The sequence below is a fragment of the Sphingomonas sp. SORGH_AS_0950 genome, from assembly GCF_030818415.1.
Lineage (GTDB): Bacteria > Pseudomonadota > Alphaproteobacteria > Sphingomonadales > Sphingomonadaceae > Sphingomonas.
On record NZ_JAUTAE010000001.1, the window covers coordinates 3,412,006 to 3,435,937 of the forward strand.

The following is a 23,932-nucleotide window of genomic DNA, read 5'->3' on the forward strand; positions in this document are numbered from 1 at the left end:
CTTTTTGGGAACGCTGCCCATCGCGTCGCGTTGGGGCATCCCATGTCGAAAACCGGAAGCAGCCTTTTCCCCGCGCACGATCCCAGCGAGCCGCAATCGGCCGAGCTGCTGCGTGCGCATATCGCGGCAGCGGATTTCCCTTGCGTCGGCGCCAAGGCGGCGATGGCGCGGGGGACGCTGGATATCCTGGGTGCGCGCGACATCGCCAGCGCCTGGGACGATTTGCGCATCCATGACCGGCTGCGGCGTTTCGCCGAACGCTATCGTGCCGAGCCGCAGCTGTTCCGCAGCCTGGCGGTGGTGTTCGCCGGGCCCGAGCAGCTCGACGAAGCCGCGTTCGAGCGCGCGATCTGGGCGCGGATCCAGTCGCTGTCGGACAAGGATGTCTGGCTGGGGCAGGACTGGGACGAACGGGTCAGCGCCGACCCGGAAGACCCGCATTTCTCGCTGTCCTTCGGCGGCGAGGCGTTCTTCGTCGTCGGGCTGCATCCCAATGCCAGCCGTCCGGCGCGACGCTTCCCGCGCCCCGCGATGATCTTCAACCTGCACGACCAGTTCGAGATATTGCGCGCCCAGGGCAAATATGAGGGGATGCGCGAGAAGATCATGGTCCGCGACGAGGCGCTGGCGGGATCGCGCAACCCGATGCTGGCGCGCCATGGCGAGATGAGCGAGGCCCGGCAATATAGCGGTCGCGCGGTGGAGGAGGGCTGGCGTTGCCCCTTCCACTATGCGGGCACCGATGCCGGGGCCGGGCGATGAGCGCGACGACGGTCGAGATTCCGCCTCGCAGCGGCGACGCCTTTCGCATGGCCAGGGGCGACACCCTGACCGTCATCGACCCGCGCGGGCGGCAGGTCGCCGATCTGCTCGCCTTCAATGCGGAGGATCTGGACGAGGTGATCTCGTCGGGCCGGACGCTCGATTATGCCGAGACGATCCGGCTGACCACCGGGCACAAGCTCTATTCCAACCGCTCGCGGGTGATGCTGGAGATCGTCGCGGATACGGTGGGGATGCACGACTTCCTGCTGACGCCCTGCTCGGTCGACACGTTCGACCATTTCTATCCCGACCTGCCGCGCCATCGTGGATGCTTCGGCAATCTGGCGGCGGCGCTGGCGCCTTTCGGCGTGGTGCCCGACCGGATTCCGGTGGCGTTCAACTGCTTTATGAACGTGCCGGTCGACGGGACGACCGGCAAGCTGGAAGTGCTGCCGCCGCTCAGCGGACCCGGCGACCATATCCGCTTCGTGGCGCATATGGATCTGGTGATCGGCCTGACCGCCTGTTCCGCACCCGCGTCGAATGGGGGGAGCTTCAAGCCGATCGAATATCGGGTCGAGCGCCGGTAAATCCTCCCCGGCACGGGGAGGGGGACCGTTCGCAGAGCGGTGGAGGGGGATCGCGGCTAGATACGTTCTTCGCCGAAGCCCCCCTCCGTCAGCGCTGCGCGCTGCCACCTCCCCGTACCGGGGAGGATTTGCTTACTTCTTACACGTATCCGCCGCACCCGGATCAAGGTCCAGGCAGCGCCCGTCCACGCCCGGTATCGGCAGGCCGATCGTCGCCGCCAGCGTCGGCGCGATGTCGACTGTCTCGACCGACAGCGGCTGCTCGAACCCGGCCATGCCCTTGCGCCAGAACAGGATCGGCACGCGGCGGTCATAGTCCCAGGGCGAGCCATGCGTCTCGACATAGCCTGGCGCGGCTTCCTCGATCGTCGTCACGCGCGGCTTGAGCAGGATCAGCAGGTCGCCCGACCGCGTCGGGTCATAGGAGGACCGCGCCTTTTCCTTCAGCGTCCAGGTCTCGGGCGGGGTGGTGGGCCAGGGCGTCGCGGCGATCTCGTCGCGGGTCAGCGCGGCGGCGACCTGCGGCAGTGCCTCGTAACGGCGCTTCGCCTCGGCCAGCACCTTCGCGCGCGTGGCGGGTGGCAGATCGCGGTTGATATAGATGTCGCCCTCCGCGCTCATCATGATCGGCGGGGTGTTGGACAGGCCCATGTCGCGCGCGATCGCGGCCGACATCGCCTTGGTCTTGGCCTCGGGCGCGATATGGCTTTCCATCGGCATGGCGCGGATCTGCTGCCGCTCGGTCATGTCATGCGCGCCGTGGTCGGCGGTCAGCATCACCTCATAGTCGACGCCGGTCGCATCGAGCACGTCGAAGAACCCCGCCAGCGAACGGTCGAGCTCCTCCATCTGGATGCACATCTCGGCCCCCTGGGTGCCCAGCGCATGGCCGATATAGTCGGTCGCCGACAGGCCGACCGACAGCATGTCGGTCTGCGGCCCCTGGCCCAGCTTCATGTCCTGGACGAAGCCCGCCGCCATCGCCAGCACCGCCGCGTCGGCGGCGGGCGAGACGCGGAACGCCTTCAGGTCGCCCGCCGCGCGCTGGAACCGGCCGGTGCCCAGGGTCTGGCTGCCGACCGTGATCGGCCGGTCGAGCGACTTGCAGAAGCCGGGCAGCGGTAGCGGCGCCTGCGGCCGGGCGACCAGATCGGCGACCGCCTTGCGCGTGCGCTCCACGACCGGCGGCACGGCGCGTCCGGCATAGGAGACATAGGTCTTGCCGTCCCACCACCAGATCTCGTCCATCTTGTGCCCGCCCATCATCACGGCGGCGCGGTCCTTGCCTGCGACCGAGACGGTGCGGACGCGCGGGTCGGCGGTCTTCATCCGCTCGCCCAGCGTCGGCACCTTCAGGTGCATGTCCGACACGGTGTAGTTGTTATGGTCATTGCCCGCGACGCGCTCGTCCTCCGAGCAATAGACGATCTTGTCCGCGCGCCCGACCGACTGGTCGATCCAGTTGTTGGCGATGATCCCGGTATGCGCGGGGCGATAGCCGGTCAGGATGGTCGAGTGGCCGGGGCAGGTCTCGGTCGCGGCATGGCTCTGATAGCCCGATGGGAAGACCGCGCCGGTCAGCAGGCGCGCCATGCCGCCGGTGAAGTGGTTGCGATATTGCTGGAACAGGTCGGCGGAGAACTGGTCGACCGAGATCGCCACGATCAGCTTGGGCGGCGTGGTGGGAAAGGGGGGCTGCGGCGTGCCCGGCAGGGTGGCGACGGGGGCGGGCGCGGTGCCCGGCACGGGGCTGGCGGTCTGGGCGAGCGCCGGGGTGGCGAACAGCGCGGCGGAGGCGAGAAGCGCGGCAGTCAGGGAGTTCATGGGCAACCTTGGTGCAAAGCGTGGACGGGGACGCTATGGAACGCGAAAGCGGGTTAGGGCAAGGTCGATGCGCGGTTGGTTTTACATCCTGATGACGGCGCTTTTCATGGTGATGGGCTATGTCCCCGCCATGGCGGAAAGCGGCCCACCGGCCGCGCCCGGCGCGATCCATCTGCCGATGCGCCTCGTTCCCGAAAGCGCAACCCCGGCGGCGGGCGGCCATGTCACGCTGGCCATCGCCGCCACGCCCGAAAAGGGCTGGCACGGCTATTGGAAGAATGGCGGCGATGCAGGCCTGCCGACCGAGGCGCACTGGACGCTGCCCCGGGGCGTGACGGCGGGCGAGTTGCGCTATCCGGTGCCGGGGCGGCTGAAGATCGCCGGGCTGATGAACTATGTCTATGAGCGGCCCTTCGCGCTGCTCGTCGATCTGAACCTGCCCGCCGGGCTTGCCAGCGGCACCGCGCTGCCCGTGTCGGTGAAGCTTGACTATCTGGTCTGCACCGACACCATCTGCGTCCCCGAAAGCCAGACGCTGTCGACCACGCTGACCGTGGGCGACGGCGCGGTCGCGCCTGCGACGCGCGCCGAGTTCGACCGTTGGCGCGCCGCGCTGCCCCGGCCGCTGGGCAGCGACGGCGTGATCGAGACGAAGGGCAAGGGCGTGCGGATCGCCGTCCCGCTGCCCGCCTCGGTCGCGGTGAAGGACGCCTATTTCTTCCCCGACCGCAGCGGGGTGATCGACCATGCCGCGCCGCAGACGCTGACCCGCAATGGCGACCAGCTGCTCCTGGCCGTCCCGGCCGCCGCCGTGCCGACGCCGGGGCCGGTGTCGGGCGTGCTGTCGATCGGCGAGGGGCAGGGGCTGGCCTTCGCCGCCAAACCGGGCGCGATCGCCGGGGCGGGCGGCGAGGCCGACCATGGCCTTGGCGCGGTGGCGCTGGCCTTTCTGGGGGCGGTGCTGGGCGGGCTGCTGCTCAACATCATGCCCTGCGTCTTCCCGATCCTGAGCCTCAAGGCGCTGAGCCTCGCCCGTGGCGGCGGCGGCGAACGGCATGCGCGGGCCGAGGCGCTGGCCTATACGGCGGGCGTGGTGCTGGTGTGCGTGGGGCTGGGCGTGATCCTGCTGGCGCTCCGCGCAGGGGGGCAGAGCGCGGGCTGGGCGTTCCAGTTGCAGGACCCGCGCGTGATCGGCGTCCTCCTGCTGCTCGTCGCGGGGATCGCGTTCAACCTGGCGGGGCTGTTCGAGCTGCCGACCCCGGCCTTTGCGGGCCGTTCGGGCGCGATGGGCTCGTTCGCGACCGGCGCGCTGGCGGCCTTTGTCGCGACGCCCTGTTCGGGGCCGTTCATGGCAGGCGCGCTGGGCGCGGCGCTGGTCCTGCCCGCCGCCGCCGCGCTGGCGGTGTTCGCCGGGCTGGGGATCGGCATCGCGCTTCCCTTCATCGCCATCGGTTTCGTGCCCGCGCTTCGGCGGCGGCTTCCCAAGCCGGGGATGTGGATGGTGCGGCTGCGCCATATCCTGTCGGTGCCGATGTTCCTGACCGCGCTCGCGCTGGCGTGGATATTGGGGCAGGAGGCGGGGGTGACCGGCATGACGCTGGGGCTGGCGGCCGCATTGCTGGCGTCGCTGGGTTTCTGGTGGACGGGCCTTCGCCAGCATGGCGGCAAGGGCCGCGCGGGCTGGCCCGCCATCGCCGCGCTGGTGCTGGCGGTGGCGATCGTGGTGACGGTCAAGCCCGCCGCGGCGGTGGCCAGGACCACCGCCGACACCGCCTTCAGCGAAGCCAGGCTGGAGGATCTGCGCAAGCAGGGCCGCCCGGTCTTCGCCTATTTCACCGCCGACTGGTGCCTGAGCTGCAAGGTCAACGAAGCCGCCGCGATCGAGCGCAGCTCGGTGCGCGACGCGTTCCAGCGCAACAAGGTGGCGGTGCTGGTCGGCGACTGGACCGATGGCGATCCCGTGCTGGGACGGTTTATCGAGAGGCACAACCGGGCCGGGGTGCCGCTCTACCTCTATTATGCCCCCGGTGCGAAGGAACCGCAGGTGCTGCCGCAGGTGCTGACCCCGTCGATGCTGGAGAAGCTGGGGGCGTAAGTCCCTGTAATTCCTCCCCTGCAAGGGGAGGTGGCAGGGCGAAGCCCTGACGGAGGGGTGTCCTGCTCTCGATAGGGTGACACCCCTCCGACGCGCTGCGCGCGCCACCTCCCCTTGCAGGGGAGGAATTATCCTATGCCCCCCTTGCACGCCCCCATCATGCGGTGCAGCATGGAACCCGGCCGCAAGGGGGAGCGTAACAACCGGATGGGGACCATCGCCGCGTTCGACGAAATCATGGGGGGCTCGGGCGCGGTTGCGTCTCGCCCCGAACTGTCTGCTTTGCACCGCTGGCTCGATACCACTCCCGACACCGAATTGCGCCGCCGCCAGCAGGCGGCCGAGGCGACCTTCCGGCAATTGGGCATCACCTTCGCCGTCTATGGCGAGAGCGATGCGGCCGAGCGGATCATCCCGTTCGACATCGTCCCGCGCGTCTTCCTGCCCGACGAATGGGCGCGCCTGTCCGAAGGGCTGGTTCAGCGGGTCGAGGCGATCAACGCCTTCCTCGACGACATTTATGGCGAGCGGAAGATCCTGCGCGACGGCATCCTGCCGCCCGACCTGATCTTCGGCAATCCGCAGTTCCGCCCCGAAATCGCGGGGATGCGCCCGCCGCACGGCGTCTGGGCGCATATCTGCGGCATCGACCTGGTCCGGACCGGCCCGGACGATTTCTTCGTGCTGGAGGACAATGCCCGCACCCCCTCCGGCGTCAGCTATATGCTCGAAAATCGCGAGGCGATGCTGCGCCTCTGCCCCGAGCTGTTCCGCCAGTTCCGGGTGGCGGCGGTCGACAGCTATCCCGACCGGCTGCTCGCCACGATGAAGTCGGTCGCGCCGCACGGCGTGGCCGAACCGACCTGCGTCGTGCTGACGCCGGGCCATTACAATTCCGCCTATTACGAGCACAGCTTCCTGGCCGATTCGATGGGGATCGAGCTGGTCGAGGCGGCCGATCTGGTGGTGGACGACGACATCGTCTGGATGCGCACCATCGCGGGCCGGGTGAAGGTCGATGTCATCTATCGCCGGGTCGATGACGATTTCCTCGATCCCTTGGTCTTCCGTCCCGATTCGATGCTGGGCGTGCCGGGCCTGATCGCGGCCTATGCGGCGGGCAATGTCGCGATCCTCAACGCGCCGGGCAACGGTATCGCCGACGACAAGGCGATCTACAGCTATATGCCCGATATCGTCCGCTATTATTCGGGTGCCGAGCCCAAGCTGAAGAATGTCGAGACCTGGCGCTGTCGCGAGCCCGAGGCGCTGGCCTATGTGCTCGACCATCTGGACGAACTGGTCGTCAAGCTGGTCGACGGGTCGGGCGGCTATGGCATGCTGGTCGGCCCGACCGCGACAAAGGCGCAGATCGAGCATTTCCGCGCCGCGCTGATCGCCGAGCCGCACCGCTATATCGCGCAGCCGACGCTGGCGCTGTCGACCGTGCCGACGCTGGTCGAAAGCGGGGTCGCGCCGCGCCATGTCGATTTCCGCCCCTTCGTCCTGACCGGCCGCAACGGGGTTGAGGTGACGCCCGGCGGCCTGACCCGTGTCGCCCTTCGGGAAGGCTCGCTGGTCGTCAATTCCAGCCAGGGCGGCGGCACCAAGGACAGTTTCGTCCTGCTCCACCCCGAACCCGATAGCTGGGTGCAGGTGCAGGGCCAGCAGTCGCAGATCCAGACGCAGGGGGTGCGCTGATGCTGTCGCGGACCGCATCCTCGCTCTACTGGCTGGGGCGTTATTTCGAACGGGCGGACTTCATCGCCCGACTGGTCGAGGCGACCGTCCGGCTCGACGTGCTGTCGCCGCGATCGGCGGGGCTGGCCGCCTGGGGATCGGCGCTGGCCGTCACCGATACCGCCAGCGCCTTTGCCGATGGCGGGCGCGAACTGCGTCGGCGCGAGGTTGCGCGTTTCCTGACGGTCGAGAGCTGCCATCCCGGCTCGATCGTCCGTTGCGTCGACATGGCGCGGACGAATGCGCGCGCGGTCCGTACCGCGCTGACCCGTGAGGCCTGGAGCGCGATCAACCGGGCTTGGCTGCATTTCGAGGCCAAGCCCGCCGCCGACGATCCCACCGCCGTCCTCGGCCTGGTCGAGGCGGTGAAGAACGAGACGCGCGGGTTCGAGGGTGCGGTCCACCGGATGCTGCGCAACCAGACGACATGGTTCATCCGGTTGGGCCAGGCGGTCGAGCGCGCGGACAACACCGCGCGGCTGCTCGACGTCAAATACCACATCCTGCTTCCGGCGGGCGAGCGGATCGGCGGCGTCGTCGATCGCGACCAGTGGACGACGATCCTCCAGACCGTCTCCGCCGTCACCGCCTATCGCTGGCTTTATTCCGACGGGTTGAAGCCCGCCAATGTGATCGACCTGCTGATCGCGCGCACCGAGCTGCCGCGCAGCCTGGCGGCGTCGGTCGAGGAAACGGTGGACGTGCTGGGGCAATTGGCCCGGCGAACGGGGCAGCATGGGGAAGCGGATCGTATGGCGAGGGTGCGCGCAAACCGGATGGGCAAGACGCGGTCGGGCGACGTGATCGCGGGCGGGCTTCACCAATATCTCGAAGCCTTTATCCAGGAGAATGCCCAGCTGCACGGCGCCATCGGCCGTCAGTTCAAGTTCGCCTGATGCGTATCGCCATCGAGCATCAGATCACCCACCGCGTCCAAGGGCGCGGCGGGGCGATCGCCCAGATGCTGCGCCTGACACCGGGCAACAGCGACGACCAGACGGTCGGGCACTGGCGGATCGATGTCGACTGCGACGCGCGGCTGCGCCCCGGCCAGGACGGGTTCGGCAATGCGGTGACGATGCTCTATATCGAGGGGCCGGTCGAACAGGTGACGATCACCGCCAGCGGCGACGTGCTGACCAGCGACGCGCATGGCGTGGTCCATGGCACCATCGAGACGCTGCCGCCCGCGCTGTTCCTGCGCGCGACCCCCGCGACCCCGCAGGACGCGGCGATCGCCGCCTTCGCTCGCGAGGTGACGCAGGACACGGACGGGCCGCTCGCCGCGCTCCATGCGCTGAACGCGGCCTTGCACCGGCGCTTTGCGGACAAGGTCGGGCCGGGGGCGGCCGATGCGGGGCAGGCCTTCGCCGCGGACGCGGTCGGGGCGTGCGATCTGGCGCATATCTTTTGCGTGGCGGCGCGGTCGCTGGCGATCCCGGCCCGCTTCGTCTCGGGCTTCGCGCTGCTCGACGGCACGACCAGCGCGCATTGCTGGGCCGAGGCGCATGTCGAGGGGCTGGGCTGGATCGGGTTCGATCCCAGCATCGGCCTCAGCCCGCAGGACCGCCATGTCCGGGTCGCGGTGGCGCTCGATGCGGCAGGTGCCGCGCCGGTGGCGGGCGAGGCGTGGAGTGACCGGGTTCCCACGGCCGCCGCGAGCCAGTAGGATATAAGCCCGACCCTCCCCTGAAGGAGAGGGGAGGTGCGGTCCGCTATGCCTCGCCCGCCTCGATCGCGGTCTCGACCGCGGGCGGGCCGGAGGCATCGGGATTGTCGGCATGGAGCGGCGCCCAGCCGCGCGGGCCCAGCGCCTCCAGCGGCTGGTAGCGGGTCTTGTACATCATCCGTGCCGACCCCTTCACCCAATAGCCCAGATAGACATAGGGCAGGTCGGCCGCGCGGGCGCGCAGGATATGGTCCATGATGATGAAATTGCCCAGGCCGGGCCGCGTCGCATCCTGCGTCTCAAAGAAGCTGTAGATCATCGACAGCCCGTCGCCCTGCCGATCGGTCAGGCAGGCCCCCAGCAACCGCCCGCGCTGCCCTTGCGGACCGGCGGGTTCGCGATATTCGATCAGCATCGACTTGACCGGCGACAGCTCGACCATGTCGGCATAGTCGCTTTCGTCCATCGTGGTCATGCCGCCCCCCGGATGCCGCTCGCCCAGATAGCGGCGCAGCAGGTCGAACTGCTCGGCGGTCGCCCAGGGCTGGCAGGCGGTCACCTCCAGATCGGCGTGGCGGCGGAGCAGCTTGCGCTGGGTGGCGTTGGGGCGAAACCCCGTGCTGAGCACCCGAACCGAGACACAGGCGGTGCATCCGGCGCAGGAGGGGCGATAGGCGACCCCCTGGCTGCGGCGAAAGCCGATCCGGCTCAGCGCCTCGTTCAGCTCGTCGGCATGTTCGCCGTTGAGCTCGGTAAACACCTTCCGCTCCTCGCGCCCCGGCAGATAGGGGCAGGGCGCCGGGCTGGTGACGAAAAAGCGCGGAAAACGAAAGGGCGCAGTCACCGCCGGGCAGTTCCTTCAGGAGGGGAGAAGCACATGTCTAGCGATCTTCCCGCCCGATGGGATGGGGGTATCGTCGTACGGAAACGGGACGGTCGGCCGGGACATCGCCGACCCGGCCGCCATCCGGATCACGCGAGTTCGACCTGCGTCGTCTCGTAACCCGCCGCGCGCAACGCCTCGATCAGCCGGTGCAGGTGGAGCGCGTCGCGCGTCTCGCACTCGATATCGGTGATCAGCCCCTTGGCGGGCAAAGTGGTGAAGACGCGCTGGTGATAGACCTCGATGATGTTCACCCGCTCGTGGTCGAAGATACGTGCGACGTTGAACAGCGCGCCCGGCTGGTCCTGCAACCGGATGCGCAGCCGCGCCAGCCGCCCGGAGCGGGCGAGGTCGCGCAGCAGCACGTTGGCGAGCAGGCGCGTGTCGATATTGCCGCCGCACAACACGATGCCGACCGTCTTGCCCCGGAAGCGTTCAGGGTAGGACATCAGCGCGGCCAGCCCCGCCGCCCCGGCGCCTTCGACCACCGTCTTCTCGATCTGGAGCAGCGCGCTGACCGATTCCTCCAGATGGCGTTCATCGACCAGCAGGATCTCTCGGACCAGCTGTGCCACCATCTGCGAGGTCAGGCCGCCCGGCTGCTTGACCGCGATCCCTTCGGCCAGCGTATCACCCGCGCAGGGAAGGGCGGTGCCGTTCAGATGATTGTACATCGAGGGGAACAGCTGGGCCTGCACGCCGACCACCTCGACCGGCGGGGCGGCCGCCGCCGCGACCGTGGCCATGCCCGAGATCAGCCCGCCGCCGCCGATCGGCACGATCAGCGTGTCGATGTCGGGCGCATCCTCCAGCATTTCGAGGGCGACGGTGCCTTGCCCTGCGATGGTGCGGGGATCGTCGAAGGGATGGACGAAGGTATAGCCGCGCTCGGCCTCCAGCACGCGGGCATGGGCATAGGCGGCGTCGAAGGTGTCGCCCTCCAGCACCACGGTCGCGCCGTGCCCTTCGGTCTGGACGACCTTCACGATGGGGGTGGTACGCGGCATCACGATGGTGGCGGGCACGCCCAGCCGGTTGGCGTGATAGGCCAGGCCCTGCGCATGATTGCCCGCCGAGGCGGCGATCACGCCCTTGGCGCGCGCTTCGTCGGACAGTTGCAGCAGCGTGTTGAGCGCGCCGCGTTCCTTATAGGCGGCGGTGAACTGGAGATTCTCGAACTTCAGATAGACGGTCGCGCCGGTCAGCTGGGACAGGGTCCGGCTGATCAGGGTCGGCGTGCGGATGATCCGGTCCGAAATCCGTGCATGGGCGGCGCGGACATCGTCGATCGTGACGATGGGCGCGGCCGATACAGGGACGGAGGACGGGATTTCCGAAGCGGCCTCTGGGGCGGTGCGAGTTACCATGGATCAGGCCGTAGCCGATCGGGGGCGGGAGGTGAACCGTTTCGGTGGGGAATGTGCTGCGGGTACGGGGCGGCCCCCTTCTTCTCCCCTCCCGCAGGCGGGAGGGGCCGGGGGAGGGCATCGAGTCTCACCGAGACCATCGCTCGTGGCGTTCCCTCCCCCATCCCCTCCCGCCTGCGGGAGGGGCGTGCCTGGGGCTGGCCGTGTGCGCCGCCGCAAGCTTCTTGCCTTCTACGGGCGGGAGGGGTTGGGGAGGGCAACGGTGTCTCACCGAAACCATACCTCGAAGGAACGCCCCGCCACTGTTGCATTGCGGCATCGCCGCTCAGGCGAATCGTGCCCGAATGCAACAAGCGCCCGGCACCTGCGTTGCTGGCCTTTTGGGGCCATGCTAGGGCGTCGCGATGATCACAGGGTTGCCACGGATGTCGCCGATGATCCGCTCCGTCTCCGGCACGATCGCCCAGTCATGAGCGTCGCACCGACCGGGATCGCCACCACCGCGACCGAAGAATCCCATTCCCACCATCCCCAGGGGCTGGGGCGCCTGGCGCTGGGGGCGATCGGGGTCGTCTTCGGCGACATCGGCACCAGCCCGCTTTACGCCTTTCGCGAGACCTTCGCGAACCCGCACCACCCGCTGCCGCTCGACAATGCGCATATTCTGGGCGTCATCAGCCTGATCTTCTGGTCGATGATGATCGTCGTGTCGGTCAAATATGTCGCGATCATCATGCGCGCCGACAACCGGGGCGAGGGGGGCAGCCTGGCGCTGCTCGCGCTCGTGTCGGGGCAGACCAAGACGCGGCGCTGGTCGCGCGGGATCGTGCTGCTCGGCGTCTTCGCCACCGCGCTCTTCTATGGCGACAGCATGATCACCCCCGCCGTCACGGTGCTGGGCGCGGTCGAGGGCCTGGCGGTCGCCGCCCCCGCCTTTGGCAGCTTCGTCCTGCCGATCGCGATCACGATCCTGATCGTGCTGTTCAAGATCCAGCGTTCGGGGACCGAGCGGGTTGGGCTGTTCTTCGGGCCCGTCATGCTCGTCTATTTCACCGCCATCGCGGTGCTGGGCATCATGAGCTTCGTGCAGACGCCCGAGGTGCTGTTCGCGCTGTCCCCGCATTATGCGGCGCAATTCTTCCTGATCGAGCCGGTGCGCGGCTTCCTGGCGCTGGGTTCGGTGGTGCTGGCGGTGACGGGGGCCGAGGCGCTCTATGCCGATATGGGCCATTTCGGGCGGCGGCCGATCGGCCTGTCCTGGCTGGTCTTCGTGCTGCCCGCGCTGATGCTGAACTATATGGGGCAGGGGGCGCTGCTGGTCCGCGAGGGCGCGGCGGCGCTGGAGAGCCCCTTCTACATGCTGGCGCCCGAGGGGTTGCAGCTTCCCCTCGTCATCCTCGCCACCGCCGCCGCCGTGATCGCCAGTCAGGCGGTCATTACCGGCGCGTTCTCGGTCACGCAGCAGGCGATCCAGCTGGGCTTCATGCCGCGCCTGCGGATCGAGCATACATCGGCCGCGACCGCGGGTCAGATCTACATCCCGCTCATCAACTGGATGCTGATGGTGATGGTGATCCTGCTGGTGCTGTTCTTCCGCTCCTCGTCCAACCTGACCTCGGCCTATGGGATCGCGGTGACGGGGGCGATGCTGATCGACACCTGCCTGCTGGGCGTCGCGCTGACCCGGTTGTGGAAATGGCCGCTCTATGCCGCGCTGCCGCTCCTCGGCCTGTTCTTCCTGGTCGATGGCGCCTATTTCCTCGCCAACCTGACCAAGGTGCCGTCGGGCGGCTGGTTCCCGCTGCTGGTCGGCTTCATCATCTTCACCTTCCTGACCTCCTGGTCGACGGGGCGCAAGCTGATGATCCAGCGGTTGCGCGAAGGGACGATGCCGATCCACATCTTCATCGATTCGGCCGCCGGCGCCGCCAGCCGGGTGCCCGGCACCGCGATCTTCATGACCTCCTCGCCCGAGGGGGTGCCGCACGCGCTGCTCCACAACCTCAAGCACAACAAGGTGCTGCACGAGCGGATCATCCTGCTGACCGTCAAGATCATGAGCCAGCCCTATTGGGCCGAGGGCGAGCGCGCCAAGCTGGACGATCTGGGACATGGTTTCCACCGACTGGTGCTGCGCTTCGGCTTCATGGAAGAGGCCGATGTCCCGTCGGCGCTCAAGCGGGTCGAGATGGCGGGCGGCGCGTTCAAGATGATGGACACCAGCTTCTTCCTGTCGCGCCAGACGCTGCTCGCCGCCGAGCGGCCGGGCATGTCGGTGTGGCGTGAGAAGCTGTTCTCCTGGATGCTGCGCAACGCCGAGAGCGCGATGGAATTCTTCCGCCTGCCCACCAACCGCGTGGTCGAGCTGGGCAGTCAGGTCGAGATTTGAGCGGCGAGCCAGCCTCCATCCCAGCCCCGATCATCGTCACCGCGCTGTTCGGGCGCGCCGACCAGGGCTGGTTCGACGGCTTGCGCCGCCAGCATTTCCCGCCCGAGCGCAACGTGCTCGATGCGCATTGCACGATGTTCCACCACCTGCCCCCCTCGGGCGAGGCGGAGCTGAAGCATCGGCTGAACGGCCTGACGCGGGGGCAGCGGGCGCCTCAGGCGCGGGCGGGCGGACTGATGTCGCTGGGCCGGGGCGTCGCGATTCGGATCGAATCGCCCGGACTGGTCGCGATCCGGCACGAACTGGCCGACGCCTTTGCCGGGATGCTGACGCCGCAGGACGCGGGCGGCTGGCGCGCGCATGTGACGATCCAGAACAAGGTCACGCCCGCCACTGCCAAGCTGCTCCTCCAGCAGATGGAGCGCGATTTCCGCCCGCGCGAGGTGGAGGTGATCGGGCTGGGGGCCTGGTGGTATCGCGGCGGCCCCTGGGAAATGCTTTCGCGTCATTTGTTCGCTTGACGCCCGAAAATAGCCTGTCTATAGGCGCGCCTCCACCGGGTGGAACGCCTAGCATGGCGAAGTAGCTCAGCTGGTTAGAGCAGCGGAATCATAATCCGCGTGTCGGGGGTTCAAGTCCCTCCTTCGCTACCACCCGGTGTATTTCCTTCTTCAAAATGACGCGGATGGCCAGGCCTCCGATGTCTCCAGTCCTGGCTTTCCGGATTGGCACGCGACGCTGACGCCGAGCGTCCTTTATCCCGCCAGTATCGAACGTGCCCCAAAGACCCGTGGCGTTGCGGACGCCGGAAACCGGGTCCCGCCATGTGCGATGATGCCCATTCCAGCGCATGATTATTGGGCAAGCGAGAGTGCGTTGGATGCCCATGCGACCGCCAGCGATCGGAGCGTGCATCCTCTCAAAACTGGGATTCGTGAAAAGATGGAAGTCGCCACGCCCCAATCTCGATCCTTCATTCTAAATTGTCCAATATCTTGATGAACTTAGATTGGCTCATATAGTTCTCGATCAATAAGTCTGTCGTCAAAATATTTACTAATAAAATAACTGGCGATATAGTTGAGGCATGGGAAACAACCCCAGAAATTCTCTTATTTATTCAGTGGTATAATCCGAATGCCTCCATATTTGTCTGGCGCGATGTGATATGGGAGGGGCTCGCTATGCCGGAATGAGGCGGGTGGCCAAGGCGGCCGCGAGGGTGGTCATGGATTTGCTCGAATGGCCCAAGCAAAGGCCTTCCCCCAATTTGATCCCGCCCATGGTTTTCGATTATCGGACGGATGATGGTTCCGAAATCCATGTCCAGTTGCGCAACTGGATCGAGGATGGCGACTGTGTCTGGGGTTCGCCTTTTCCGGACGAAGAGCAGAGATGCTATCATCGTCTTCGTATCGTGCGCTTTCATTGGCCCGCGATGGATCAGGACACGTTCCGTCTGATCAACGAATTGCCGCTCGCGAGCTTCATGTTTCGACGCAATATTCCAGTCGTTTTCGAAAATCGCGACCTGTCGGTCTATCACCAGCGAAACGCAGGCTGAAAAAGGCGAGGCATCGCCTCGGCTTCATCGAACAATACACAGATTGATCTGCACCTTTTGGGACGCGGCGTCGAATAGCCTTGCCGACAGCCATGGGTGTTCGGGCTGGCCTGTCGGAATCGACCGGCGGCCGCATCTTGCCGCTTTCGCCTCAGGACTCGCCCGGCGGGTGAGCGGTCCGCGTGGGCATCCGGAAACCGTGCAAAATCCGCCGCATGCCCATTGTCCTCCCACCTGACCTATGCGGAAGGATGACATCTTGGCCATTGTTACGATAGAGGGGCGGCGGACGTATTTTCGTGCCGCGATTCATGACCTGATCTTAAAGGATATTTGGTCAATCGGGCGATAGGTCCCCTCATCACGATCCAATGGGAGGCTTTGGGTTCCACGCCGTGAATGCCGCCGTCTATGCCCTGATAGCCAATAGCTGCATGGCGGCGCTGTTCGTCGTGACTTACGGCGTCGTCGCGATAACCTATTCGCGGCAGCGCTCGGCGGTCTGGTTCATGGTCAGCTATCTGCTGGGTTTCCTGACCCCGATCTGCGAATTGCTGTTCCGCTTCACCGATTATCGGCTGTTGTTCGCGGTGCTGGGATATGCCGCGTTCCTGGGCGCCATCACGGTGATGTCGGTGGGGATCCAGGCCTTTGCGGGTCATCGGCTATGCCGCCGTCCTGCCGCCTTGCTTTGGGCGGGCGGAATGACCCTGCGGATGAGCCTGCTGGGCGGCACCCGCAACAGCCTGCCCTATGAGATGCTGTTCCAGCTGCCGTTCGCGCTCGGATCGATCCTGGTCCTGCTCTCCATCCGACGGATCGCGCAGAAGGGGCCGATCCGAACCCTGCTGATGGTGGTGTTCGGGATCATCGGCGCGCATTTCCTGGCCAAGCCGTTCATGGCGGCGTCGCTGGGGTCGGGGCATTCGGCGCAATATTATGCGACCAGCTATTACGCGGTCGTGTCGCAGGTTTCGACCGGGGTGTTGCTGGTCGCGGCCGGGCTGTTCCTGATGCTGCTGGTCATCCAGAAGGCGCTGGACGACACGATACGGGATGCGGAGAGCGATCCGTTGACCGGGCTGGCCAATCGGCGTGGACTGGCCCGGGCGGGCCCCGCGCTGCTCGCCGAGGCGAAGCGCGACGGGCACGGCCTTTATGCGATGGTCCTGGACCTCGATCACTTCAAGCGGGTCAACGACATGTTCGGGCACGCGATGGGGGACCGGGTGCTGGTGGCCTTTGCCGACCTGCTGCGGACCGTGGCCACGCGCGACGTGCTGGCGGTGCGCCTGGGGGGTGAGGAATTCGCGCTGCTGGTGCCCGATGCCTTTGGTCCGGCAGGTCGATCCGACAACCGGGCCAGCCACCTGGCCGGCGACATCCGTGCCCTGCTTCGTCGCTTCGACCGGCAGGGCCTGCCACCTCTGACGGTCAGCGGCGGCATCGTGCGCCATGCACCGGGCGAGACGCTCGACGATCTGATCGCCCGCGCCGACCAGCTGGCCTATCGCGCCAAGCGGGCCGGGCGCGACCATATCCTGCACGAGCCGATGCCTGTGGCGGTCGAGCCGTCCCATGACTGGCACAACGAGGCCGAACCGGGGCGGCGCGTCGCCGCGGGCTAGGCCCGGTCAGTCGCGGAACAGTCCGTGCGGGTCGTTCGCGACCAGCATGGCATCGGCGCGCGCCAGCGCGATCAGTGTCAGGCCCTGCGTACGGGCATGGTCGATCGCGAGACTGGTCGGGGCCGAGATTCCGACCAGCATCCCGACGCCCGCGACCAGGGCCTTGTCGACCATCTCATAGCTGATCCGCGAGGTGACGAGAATGAAGTCCGCCTCCCGGCCCGATCGCGCCAGCGTGCCGACCAGCTTGTCGAGCGCATTGTGCCGCCCGACATCCTCCGCCGCCGCGAGCGTCGCGCCCGCCGCATCGCAGGCGATGGCGGCATGGACCGCGCCGGTCAGCGCGTTGAGCGGCTGGGACGCGCGAATGCCCTCCAGCGCGGCGAACAGCGTCGCGGTGCGGGCCTGGGGGGCAGGGGGGCGGTTGGCGACGGGGCGGGCGATCTGCTCCAGCCCGGACAGCCCGCACAGGCCGCAGCTGGTGTCGCTCGTACGGTGGCGGACCCGGTCGTGGATCCGCCCCCGGCAATGTTCGGCCAGCGTCACGCGGACGATCCAGCCCGCCTCCGCCGCGAAGGGATCGATCTCGACGATATCGCCCGGCGCGTCGATCAGCCGCTCGGTGAGCAGGAAGCCGGTGGCGAAGTCCGCCAGTCGCTCGGGCGTCATCATCATCACCGCATAGCCGAAGCCGTCCACCTCGATCGCGACCGGGCATTCGACCGCGACGGCGCGGGTGATCGACTCGACCGTATCGTGCGACAGGCGGACGAGCGTCAGCGGCCGGACGGGATCGCCAGTGACCGCCGTCACAGGGCGGCGAGGTCGGCGGGGGTGTTCACATTGGCGATCGGCTGGGGCGATGCGATGGGGATCGCCCCGATCGCCCGGACCCAGCCGCGCACCGAGCGATCGCGGTGGAGCGACAGATGCGCCATCAGATGCGCCCCCAAGGCGGAGGGCCAGAGCCCCAGAACCGGCGCATCCTGGCAATAGCTGGGCTCGCGCCGCAGGATCGCGTCGATCAGCCCGTCGGGTAGGCGCGGCATGTCGCATCCGATGGTCAGGACACAACGAAAGCCATGGGCGGCGGCATAGTCCAGCGCACCCGCGATCCCGCCGAGCGGCCCCAGATCGGGCTCGGGCATGTCGGGCACGCCTTGCGCGCCGCCCACCTGCACCACGCGTGCGCAATGGGGGGCGATGGTGGCGCGGGCATGCGCCACCAGGGTACGGTCGCCCAGCATGGCGACCGCCTTGTTCGATCCGAACCGCGACGAACGCCCCCCGGTCAGGACCGCTCCCAATATGCTCATGACGTCATGCTCATGCGGGGACGCGCACCTTCACCGGCACCGACTTGCCCGCGGGCACATGGCTTTCCAGCGCATGATGTTCCAGCGGGATCAGATAGTTGAGTTCGGGATAATAGCCGCCGATACACCCTTCGGGGATGTTGTATTCGACGACGCGCAGGCCCTCGACGACCCGGTCCTGCCCGTCATCGGCATCGCTTTCCAGCGCGATGGTCTGTCCGTCCGACAGGCCCAGCCTGGCGATATCGGCCTTGTTCATCATCGCCACCATGCGCGTCCCGCTGATCCCCCGGAAGCGATCGTCATAGCCATAGATGGTCGTGTTGAACTGGTCGTTCGAGCGCAGCGTGATCAGCCGCATCCGCCCTTCGGCGGGGGGAATGCCGGAGGCGTCCATGGCGCGCGGCACGTTGAACTCCGCCTTGCCGCTCTCGGTTTCCCATTTGCGGTGCGAGGCCGGATTGCCCTTCCAGAAGCCGCCGGGTTCGAACAGCCGTTCGTTGAAGTTGGCGAACTTATCGGGATAGACATTCTCGATCGCGCTGCGGACCAGCCCGTAATCGCCGACCCATTCGTCCCACGGCACATTGGGATTGGGCTCCAGCACCGCCTTGGCGATCCCGGCGACGATGGCGGGTTCGGACAGCAGCGTGTCGGCGGCGGGCGTCGCCTTGCCGACCGAGCCGTAGATATGGCTGAACGAATCCTCCATCGACACCGCCTGGCGGCCACCCTTCTGCATATCGGTCTCGAGACGGCCGAGGCAGGGGAGGATGTAGCTTTCCTCGCCCGGCACCAGATGGCTCTTGTTGAGCTTGGTCGCGATATGGACGGTGATGGGCAGTTTCGCCCACGCCGCCTTCATCCTGGCATGTTCGGGCGTGGCGCGCAGGAAGTTGCCGCCGAGCTGGACGAAGCCTTGCGCGGTCCCGGCGATGATCTGGCGGCACGCCTCGACCGTGTCCCAACCCTTTTCGGTCGGCGGTTCGAACTCGAACAATTCCTTCAGCCGCTCGACGGGAGCGAGTTCGGTCTTCTCGGTGATGCCGACGGTGCGCTGGCCCTGCACGTTGCTGTGCCCGCGCACTGGACCCGGCCCCGCACCCTCGCGCCCGATATTGCCGCGCAGCAGGAGCAGGTTGACGATCATGTGCAGCGCATCGATGCCATAGCGATGCTGGGTGATGCCCATGCCGTACACCGCGATCACCCGTTCGGACTTCATATAGACGCGCGCGGCCTGTTCGATGGCGTCGCGGGTCAGGCCGGAGTCGCGAACGATGTCGCTCCACGCCGCCTGGCGGCAGTAATTCGCGAAATCCTCGAACCGGGTCGTGTGCTGCTCGATGAAGTGATGGTCGAGGATGCGCTTGGTGCCCTTGGCGCGCGCGCGGTCGTCCTCCTCGATCACCAGCTTGCAGATGCCGGTCAGCGCGGCGATGTCGCCGCCCGCCTTCACCTGATGATATTGGGTCGAGATGTCGGTCGAACTGCCGGTCAGCATCTGTATCGGGTTCTGCGGCGAGGCGAAGCGTTCCCAGCCGCGTTCGCGCAGCGGGTTGAACGTCACGATCTCCACCCCGCGCTTGGCGCAGGCCTGGAGGTTGTGGAGCATGCGCGGCGCGTTGGTCGCGACATTCTGCCCGAAGGAGAAGATCGCGTCGCACTTGTCGTAATCCTCCATCTGGATCGTCGCGACGGGCGATCCGATGGCGGACTTGAGTCCGACCGAGGTCGTCTCATGGCACATGTTGGAGCTGTCGGGCAGGTTCTGCTGCCCCCACATCCGCGCGAACAGCGAATACATGAACGAGGTTTCGAGCGAGGCGCGGCCCGAGGCGTAGAGCACGACCTTGGTCGGGTCGCAGGTCTTCAGCTTGGCGCCGATCGCCGCGAACGCCTCGTCCCAGCTGACCGCGACATATTTGTCGCTCGCGCGGTCATAGCGCATCGGATGGGTCAGGCGGCCCGCCTGCTCCAGATCATGGTCGGGCCATGCCTCCAACTCCTTAACCGTGTGCCTGGCGAAGAAATCGGGCGTGACGCGAAGCGAGCTGAGCTCCCACGCGGTCGCCTTGGCCCCGTTCTCGCAGAACTCGGCGATGTGCGGCTTGGCGGGCTTGCCCCAGGCGCAGCTGACGCACATCACCCCGCCGGGCTTGTTCTGGCGACGCAACGTGTCGAGCGTCTCGGGCCCCAGCCCCTCCTTGGGCAAGATCTTGGCCATGCCCTTCATCGATCCCCAGCCGCCGGCGGGGGCGGTATATTCGGTGATCTTCACATCGTCGTCGTCGCGCATCAGGCCCATCTCCACTTGCAGCGTCAAACGAAGCTAGCGCCGAATGGCCGCATGAGAAGCGGTTCATTTTTGTCGCTCGCGCGACTATCTAGGGCGCAAACATGCTTCACAGGACTATGACATGACCACCCACGCCACCCGCATGCTCATCCTCGGCTCGGGCCCCGCCGGGCTGTCCGCGGCCATTTACGGCGCGCGTGCAGGCATGCAGCCGATCGTGGTGCAGGGCATCCAGCCGGGCGGCCAGCTGACCACCACGACCGATGTCGAGAATTATCCGGGCTTTGCCGACGTCATCCAGGGCCCCTGGCTGATGGAGCAGATGCAGAAGCAGGCGGAACATGTCGGCGCGCGGATGATGTGGGACACGATCACGCAAGTCGACCTGACCAACCGCCCGTTCCGCCTGATCGGCGACGGCGGCGACGTCTATGAGGGCGAGGTGCTGGTCATCGCGACGGGCGCGCAGGCCAAGTGGCTGGGCCTGGACAGCGAGGACGCGATGAAGGGCAAGGGCGTGTCGGCCTGCGCGACCTGCGACGGCTTCTTCTATCGCGGCAAGAAGGTCGCGGTGATCGGCGGCGGCAATACCGCGGTCGAGGAGGCGCTGTACCTGACCAACCATAGCGACGACGTGACGCTGATCCACCGCCGCGATTCGCTGCGCGCCGAGCGCATCCTGCAGGAGCGGCTGTTCGCGCATCCCAACGTCAAGGTGCTGTGGAACAAGGAAGTTCGCGAGTTCGTCGACGGCGGCGGCAATGCCGGCCTCGTCGCGCTCGACCTGCTCGATACGGTCACGGGCGAGCATAGCCGCCTGGACGTGGAGGGCGGTTTCGTCGCGATCGGCCATCATCCGGCGACCGAGCTGTTCCGCGGGCATCTGGAGCTGGATTCGGACGGCTATATCGCGGTGGAGACCGGTTCGACCCGGACGAGCGTGCCGGGCGTATTCGCGTGCGGCGACGTGGCGGACAAGGTCTATCGTCAGGCGGTGACGGCGGCGGGCACCGGCTGCATGGCCGCGCTGGATGCCGAGCGCTTCCTGGCGGCGGCCGAGTTCGAGGATCTGGCCAAGGCGGCGGAGTAACCGCGCGCATTCCTCCCCTGCAAGGGGAGGTGGCAGTCCGCAGGACTGACGGAGGGGTTTCACCATCGGCGGAGACATCCCTCCACCAGCTTCGCTGGTCCCCCCCTTGCAGGGGCGGAATTTATTTTAACTCAACCGATCGATCGCCTCCAGCGTCAGCGACCCTGGAATGATCATCACCGGCACGGGCAGCGCGCCCGCATCGGTGCCCGAGAAATGGCTGACCAGCTTGCCCGGCGCGCCGCTGGCGGCGGCGCCCAGCACCAGCGCGGCGATGTCGGGATTGGCCGCGATCATCTCGCGGATCACTTTGGGCGCATCGCCCTCGCGCACCGTGATCGAGGGACGCAGCCCCGATTCGTCGAGCAGCGTGCCCGCCGCGCTCGCGACCAGCGCCTCGGCCTGCTGGCGCGCCTCGTCCTCGATCGTCGCCTGGACGCCGCCGAACGCGATGAATTCCTGCGGCGGCAGGACGGTCAGTATCTCGACGCCGCCGCCCGTCTTCACCGCGCGTCGCGCAGCAAAGCGCAGGGCGATCACCGATTCCGGACTGTCGTCGATCACGACCAGATAGATACGCATGGCGGCCCCCCAATTTGTGTCGAATGGATGCCGTTACATAACATTTCGTGCAAGGCCATGACTTGACCGGGCGCAATTCGGGCGCAAGAGACGGGCCGCTACGGAATTGGTTTGCCCCGAGAGGACCTCCATGTCGATCGAGATCAAGATGCCCGCGCTGTCGCCGACCATGGAGGAAGGCACGCTGGCCAAATGGCTGGTGAAGGAAGGGGATACGGTGAAGTCCGGCGATATCATGGCTGAGATCGAAACCGACAAGGCCACGATGGAATTCGAGGCGGTGGATGAAGGCGTGATCGCCAAGATCCTCGTCGCCGAGGGTTCGGACAATGTGAAGGTCGGCACCGTCATCGCGATCCTGGCCGAAGAGGGCGAGGACGCCGCGTCGGTTCAGGCGCCGTCCAAGTCGGAAACCCCGGCTCCGGCCAATCCGATGCCGACCGACCCCACCGATCCCAACAAGACCGGCACCGAAGCCAAGCCCGTCGAGCGCACGGTCGAACAGGCCGAGGATCATGGCAAGCCCGCCGATTCGGGCAAGCAGGCCGGCCAGGGCGGCCGCGCGATCGCCAGCCCGCTGGCGCGCCGCATCGCCTCGCAAAAGGGTCTCGACCTGACGGCGCTGACCGGATCGGGCCCGAACGGCCGCATCGTGAAGGCGGACGTCGAGAATGCGCAGCCGGGCCAGGCCAAGGCTGCGGCTCCGGCCGCGTCGACCTCGGCTCCGGCGGAAACCGCCTCGGCCCCCGTCGCCGCGCCGAAGCCCGCGCAGGTGCCGGATATCCCGCACGAGGCGTCGAAGCTGTCCAACATGCGCAAGACGATCGCGCGTCGCCTGACCGAGTCGAAGCAGCAGGTTCCGCACATCTATCTGACGGTGGACGTGCGCCTCGACGCGCTGCTCAAGCTGCGTGGCGAACTGAACGCCGGTCTCGAATCGCGTGGCGTCAAGCTGTCGGTCAACGACATGCTCATCAAGGCGCTTGGCGTCGCGCTGATGGCGGTGCCGAAGTGCAACGTCATGTTCACGCCCGACCAGCTGATCAGCTTCAAGCGCGCCGACATCTCGGTCGCGGTGTCGACCCCGGCGGGCCTCATCACCCCGATCGTGTCGGAAGCCGATACGCGCTCGCTGTCGTCCATCTCGACCACGATGAAGGACCTGGCCACCCGCGCCCGCGACAACAAGCTGCAGCCGCATGAATTCCAGGGCGGCACCGCCTCGATCTCGAACATGGGCATGTTCGGCATCAAGCAGTTCGAGGCGGTCATCAACCCGCCGCAGGGCATGATCCTGGCGATCGGCGCGGGCGAGAAGCGTCCCTATATCGTCGACGACCAGCTGGGCGTGGCGACCGTCATGTCGGCGACCGGCAGCTTCGACCACCGCGCGATTGACGGGGCCGATGGCGCCGAGCTGATGAAGGTGTTCAAGGAGCTGGTCGAGCGTCCGCTGGCGATGCTGGCCTGATAGACCGGGGGCGGGCGCCATGCGGGTTCGGATCGAGCTGTTCTATATCGGCCTGGGGCTGATCGCGGCGCTCGTCATGACCTGGGCCGCGGCCTGGGCTTATCCGCTGGGCCGCACCGAAATCTGGTGGTGCGGCGTGGCGGCGATGGTTGCGACGATGGCGATGGGCATCGGTCCGCTCCACCGGGCGCGCATCGCCGACCGCATGGCACGGAGACACGCCGAACAATGAGCACGCTGCCCGATCAGAACCCCACCATCCGCGTCACCGCCATGCCGTCCGACGCCAATCCTTATGGCGATATCTTTGGCGGCTGGCTGATGGGCCAGATGGATCTGGCGGCGGGTTCGGTGGCCTCGCGCCATTCGGGCGGCCGCGCGGTCACGATCGCGGCGGAGGGGATGAAGTTCCACGCCCCCGTACTCGTCGGCGACGAGGTGTCGGTCTATGCGACGCTGGTCCGCGTCGGCAACACGTCGATGACGATCGAGGTCGAGGCCTGGCGCCGCGCCCGCCACGTCGAAGATGCGACCAAGGTGACGCAGGCCCGCTTCGTGTTCGTCGCGACCGACAAGGACCGCAAGCCGCGCAGCGTTCCGCCGCTGACCCCCGCGCAAGACTGATTGAAATTTTCTCGGGGTCACACCCCACGCACCGCC

Annotated in this window: 21 protein-coding genes and 1 tRNA gene; 15 read left to right on the forward strand and 7 right to left on the reverse strand. The window is 67.1% G+C overall.

Features of this window, described 5'->3' with window-relative positions; all coding sequences use genetic code 11:
• Positions 1 to 42: 42 nt before the first annotated feature.
• Together gntA and QE385_RS15420 are read left to right on the forward strand one after the other, a co-directional pair.
• Positions 43 to 762 (forward strand): guanitoxin biosynthesis heme-dependent pre-guanitoxin N-hydroxylase GntA, encoded by a 720-nt coding sequence (gntA, locus tag QE385_RS15415; RefSeq protein WP_307103313.1) that lies wholly within the window; start codon positions 43 to 45, stop codon positions 760 to 762.
• Positions 759 to 1,355, forward strand: coding sequence for an urea carboxylase-associated family protein (locus QE385_RS15420; protein ID WP_307103315.1), 597 nt, complete (start codon positions 759 to 761; stop codon positions 1,353 to 1,355). Before gntA ends, QE385_RS15420 begins: the two co-directional genes overlap by 4 nt.
• Positions 1,356 to 1,487: 132 nt before the next feature.
• Here QE385_RS15420 and QE385_RS15425 read toward each other — a convergent pair whose 3' ends face one another.
• A complete protein-coding gene (locus tag QE385_RS15425; protein ID WP_307103317.1) occupies positions 1,488 to 3,179 on the reverse strand; it encodes an alkaline phosphatase family protein in 1,692 nt (563 codons plus the stop codon).
• A gap of 67 nt (positions 3,180 to 3,246) precedes the next feature.
• Between QE385_RS15425 and QE385_RS15430 the strand changes: the two genes are divergently transcribed.
• From QE385_RS15430 to QE385_RS15445, 4 genes are all read left to right on the forward strand, one after another.
• Positions 3,247 to 5,274: a protein-disulfide reductase DsbD gene (locus QE385_RS15430; RefSeq protein ID WP_307103319.1), complete on the forward strand. Its 2,028-nt coding sequence runs from the start codon at positions 3,247 to 3,249 to the stop codon at positions 5,272 to 5,274.
• Between the two features lie 207 nt (positions 5,275 to 5,481).
• Positions 5,482 to 6,975, forward strand: coding sequence for a circularly permuted type 2 ATP-grasp protein (locus QE385_RS15435; RefSeq protein WP_307104754.1), 1,494 nt, complete (start codon positions 5,482 to 5,484; stop codon positions 6,973 to 6,975).
• Entirely contained in the window at positions 6,975 to 7,910 is a 936-nt protein-coding gene (locus tag QE385_RS15440) for an alpha-E domain-containing protein (protein WP_307103322.1), read from the forward strand. Before QE385_RS15435 ends, QE385_RS15440 begins: the two co-directional genes overlap by 1 nt.
• Positions 7,910 to 8,683: a transglutaminase family protein gene (locus tag QE385_RS15445; protein WP_307103324.1), complete on the forward strand. Its 774-nt coding sequence runs from the start codon at positions 7,910 to 7,912 to the stop codon at positions 8,681 to 8,683. Before QE385_RS15440 ends, QE385_RS15445 begins: the two co-directional genes overlap by 1 nt.
• Before the next feature lie 46 nt (positions 8,684 to 8,729).
• On the opposite strand, the gene QE385_RS15450 is transcribed toward QE385_RS15445, so the two are convergent.
• Complete coding sequence (locus QE385_RS15450; RefSeq protein ID WP_307103326.1) at positions 8,730 to 9,527, reverse strand: arginyltransferase; 798 nt, start codon at positions 9,525 to 9,527, stop codon at positions 8,730 to 8,732.
• A gap of 128 nt (positions 9,528 to 9,655) precedes the next feature.
• On the reverse strand, positions 9,656 to 10,933 hold the full coding sequence (locus tag QE385_RS15455) for a threonine ammonia-lyase (protein ID WP_307103328.1): 1,278 nt from the start codon (positions 10,931 to 10,933) through the stop codon (positions 9,656 to 9,658).
• 469 nt (positions 10,934 to 11,402) lie between these two features.
• Here QE385_RS15455 and QE385_RS15460 point away from each other — a divergent pair, with 469 nt between their 5' ends.
• The 5 genes from QE385_RS15460 to QE385_RS15480 all read left to right on the forward strand — a co-directional run bounded on the left by QE385_RS15460 (position 11,403) and on the right by QE385_RS15480 (position 16,514).
• Positions 11,403 to 13,322, forward strand: coding sequence for a potassium transporter Kup (locus QE385_RS15460; RefSeq protein WP_307103331.1), 1,920 nt, complete (start codon positions 11,403 to 11,405; stop codon positions 13,320 to 13,322).
• The gene (locus QE385_RS15465; protein ID WP_307103333.1) at positions 13,319 to 13,843 is read left to right on the forward strand and encodes a 2'-5' RNA ligase family protein; all 525 of its coding nucleotides are present in this window, start codon (positions 13,319 to 13,321) and stop codon (positions 13,841 to 13,843) included. The genes QE385_RS15460 and QE385_RS15465 overlap by 4 nt, the downstream gene beginning before the upstream one ends.
• A 55-nt stretch (positions 13,844 to 13,898) precedes the next feature.
• Positions 13,899 to 13,975, forward strand: a tRNA-Met gene (locus tag QE385_RS15470).
• Positions 13,976 to 14,523: 548 nt separating this feature from the next.
• Entirely contained in the window at positions 14,524 to 14,886 is a 363-nt protein-coding gene (locus tag QE385_RS15475) for a hypothetical protein (protein ID WP_307103335.1), read from the forward strand.
• 395 nt (positions 14,887 to 15,281) lie between these two features.
• Positions 15,282 to 16,514, forward strand: a complete 1,233-nt coding sequence (locus QE385_RS15480) for a diguanylate cyclase (RefSeq protein ID WP_307103337.1) — start codon at positions 15,282 to 15,284, stop codon at positions 16,512 to 16,514.
• A 6-nt stretch (positions 16,515 to 16,520) separates the two neighbouring features.
• On the opposite strand, the gene fdhD is transcribed toward QE385_RS15480, so the two are convergent.
• The 3 genes from fdhD to QE385_RS15495 are packed head-to-tail and all read right to left on the reverse strand — an operon-like array spanning position 16,521 to position 20,129.
• Positions 16,521 to 17,327 carry a formate dehydrogenase accessory sulfurtransferase FdhD gene (fdhD, locus tag QE385_RS15485; RefSeq protein WP_307103340.1) on the reverse strand — a complete coding sequence of 269 codons (807 nt, stop codon included), beginning with the start codon at positions 17,325 to 17,327 and terminating at the stop codon, positions 16,521 to 16,523.
• Positions 17,324 to 17,830, reverse strand: coding sequence for a molybdenum cofactor guanylyltransferase (locus tag QE385_RS15490; RefSeq protein ID WP_307103342.1), 507 nt, complete (start codon positions 17,828 to 17,830; stop codon positions 17,324 to 17,326). The genes fdhD and QE385_RS15490 overlap by 4 nt, the downstream gene beginning before the upstream one ends.
• Before the next feature lie 10 nt (positions 17,831 to 17,840).
• A complete protein-coding gene (locus tag QE385_RS15495) occupies positions 17,841 to 20,129 on the reverse strand; it encodes an FdhF/YdeP family oxidoreductase (RefSeq protein ID WP_307103344.1) in 2,289 nt (762 codons plus the stop codon).
• Between the two features lie 121 nt (positions 20,130 to 20,250).
• On the opposite strand from QE385_RS15495, the gene trxB reads away from it, so the two are divergent.
• Positions 20,251 to 21,219 (forward strand): thioredoxin-disulfide reductase, encoded by a 969-nt coding sequence (gene trxB / locus QE385_RS15500; RefSeq protein WP_307103346.1) that lies wholly within the window; start codon positions 20,251 to 20,253, stop codon positions 21,217 to 21,219.
• A gap of 126 nt (positions 21,220 to 21,345) precedes the next feature.
• On the opposite strand, the gene QE385_RS15505 is transcribed toward trxB, so the two are convergent.
• Positions 21,346 to 21,801 (reverse strand): universal stress protein, encoded by a 456-nt coding sequence (locus QE385_RS15505; protein ID WP_307103347.1) that lies wholly within the window; start codon positions 21,799 to 21,801, stop codon positions 21,346 to 21,348.
• A gap of 130 nt (positions 21,802 to 21,931) precedes the next feature.
• On the opposite strand from QE385_RS15505, the gene QE385_RS15510 reads away from it, so the two are divergent.
• Genes QE385_RS15510 through QE385_RS15520 form a run of 3 tightly spaced genes read left to right on the forward strand, consistent with a single transcriptional unit; the run spans position 21,932 to position 23,896 of the window.
• Positions 21,932 to 23,272, forward strand: a complete 1,341-nt coding sequence (locus QE385_RS15510; protein WP_307103349.1) for a pyruvate dehydrogenase complex dihydrolipoamide acetyltransferase — start codon at positions 21,932 to 21,934, stop codon at positions 23,270 to 23,272.
• Positions 23,273 to 23,291: 19 nt separating this feature from the next.
• On the forward strand, positions 23,292 to 23,504 hold the full coding sequence (locus tag QE385_RS15515) for a hypothetical protein (RefSeq protein WP_307103351.1): 213 nt from the start codon (positions 23,292 to 23,294) through the stop codon (positions 23,502 to 23,504).
• Complete coding sequence (locus QE385_RS15520; protein ID WP_307103353.1) at positions 23,501 to 23,896, forward strand: acyl-CoA thioesterase; 396 nt, start codon at positions 23,501 to 23,503, stop codon at positions 23,894 to 23,896. Before QE385_RS15515 ends, QE385_RS15520 begins: the two co-directional genes overlap by 4 nt.
• Positions 23,897 to 23,932: the final 36 nt, after the last annotated feature.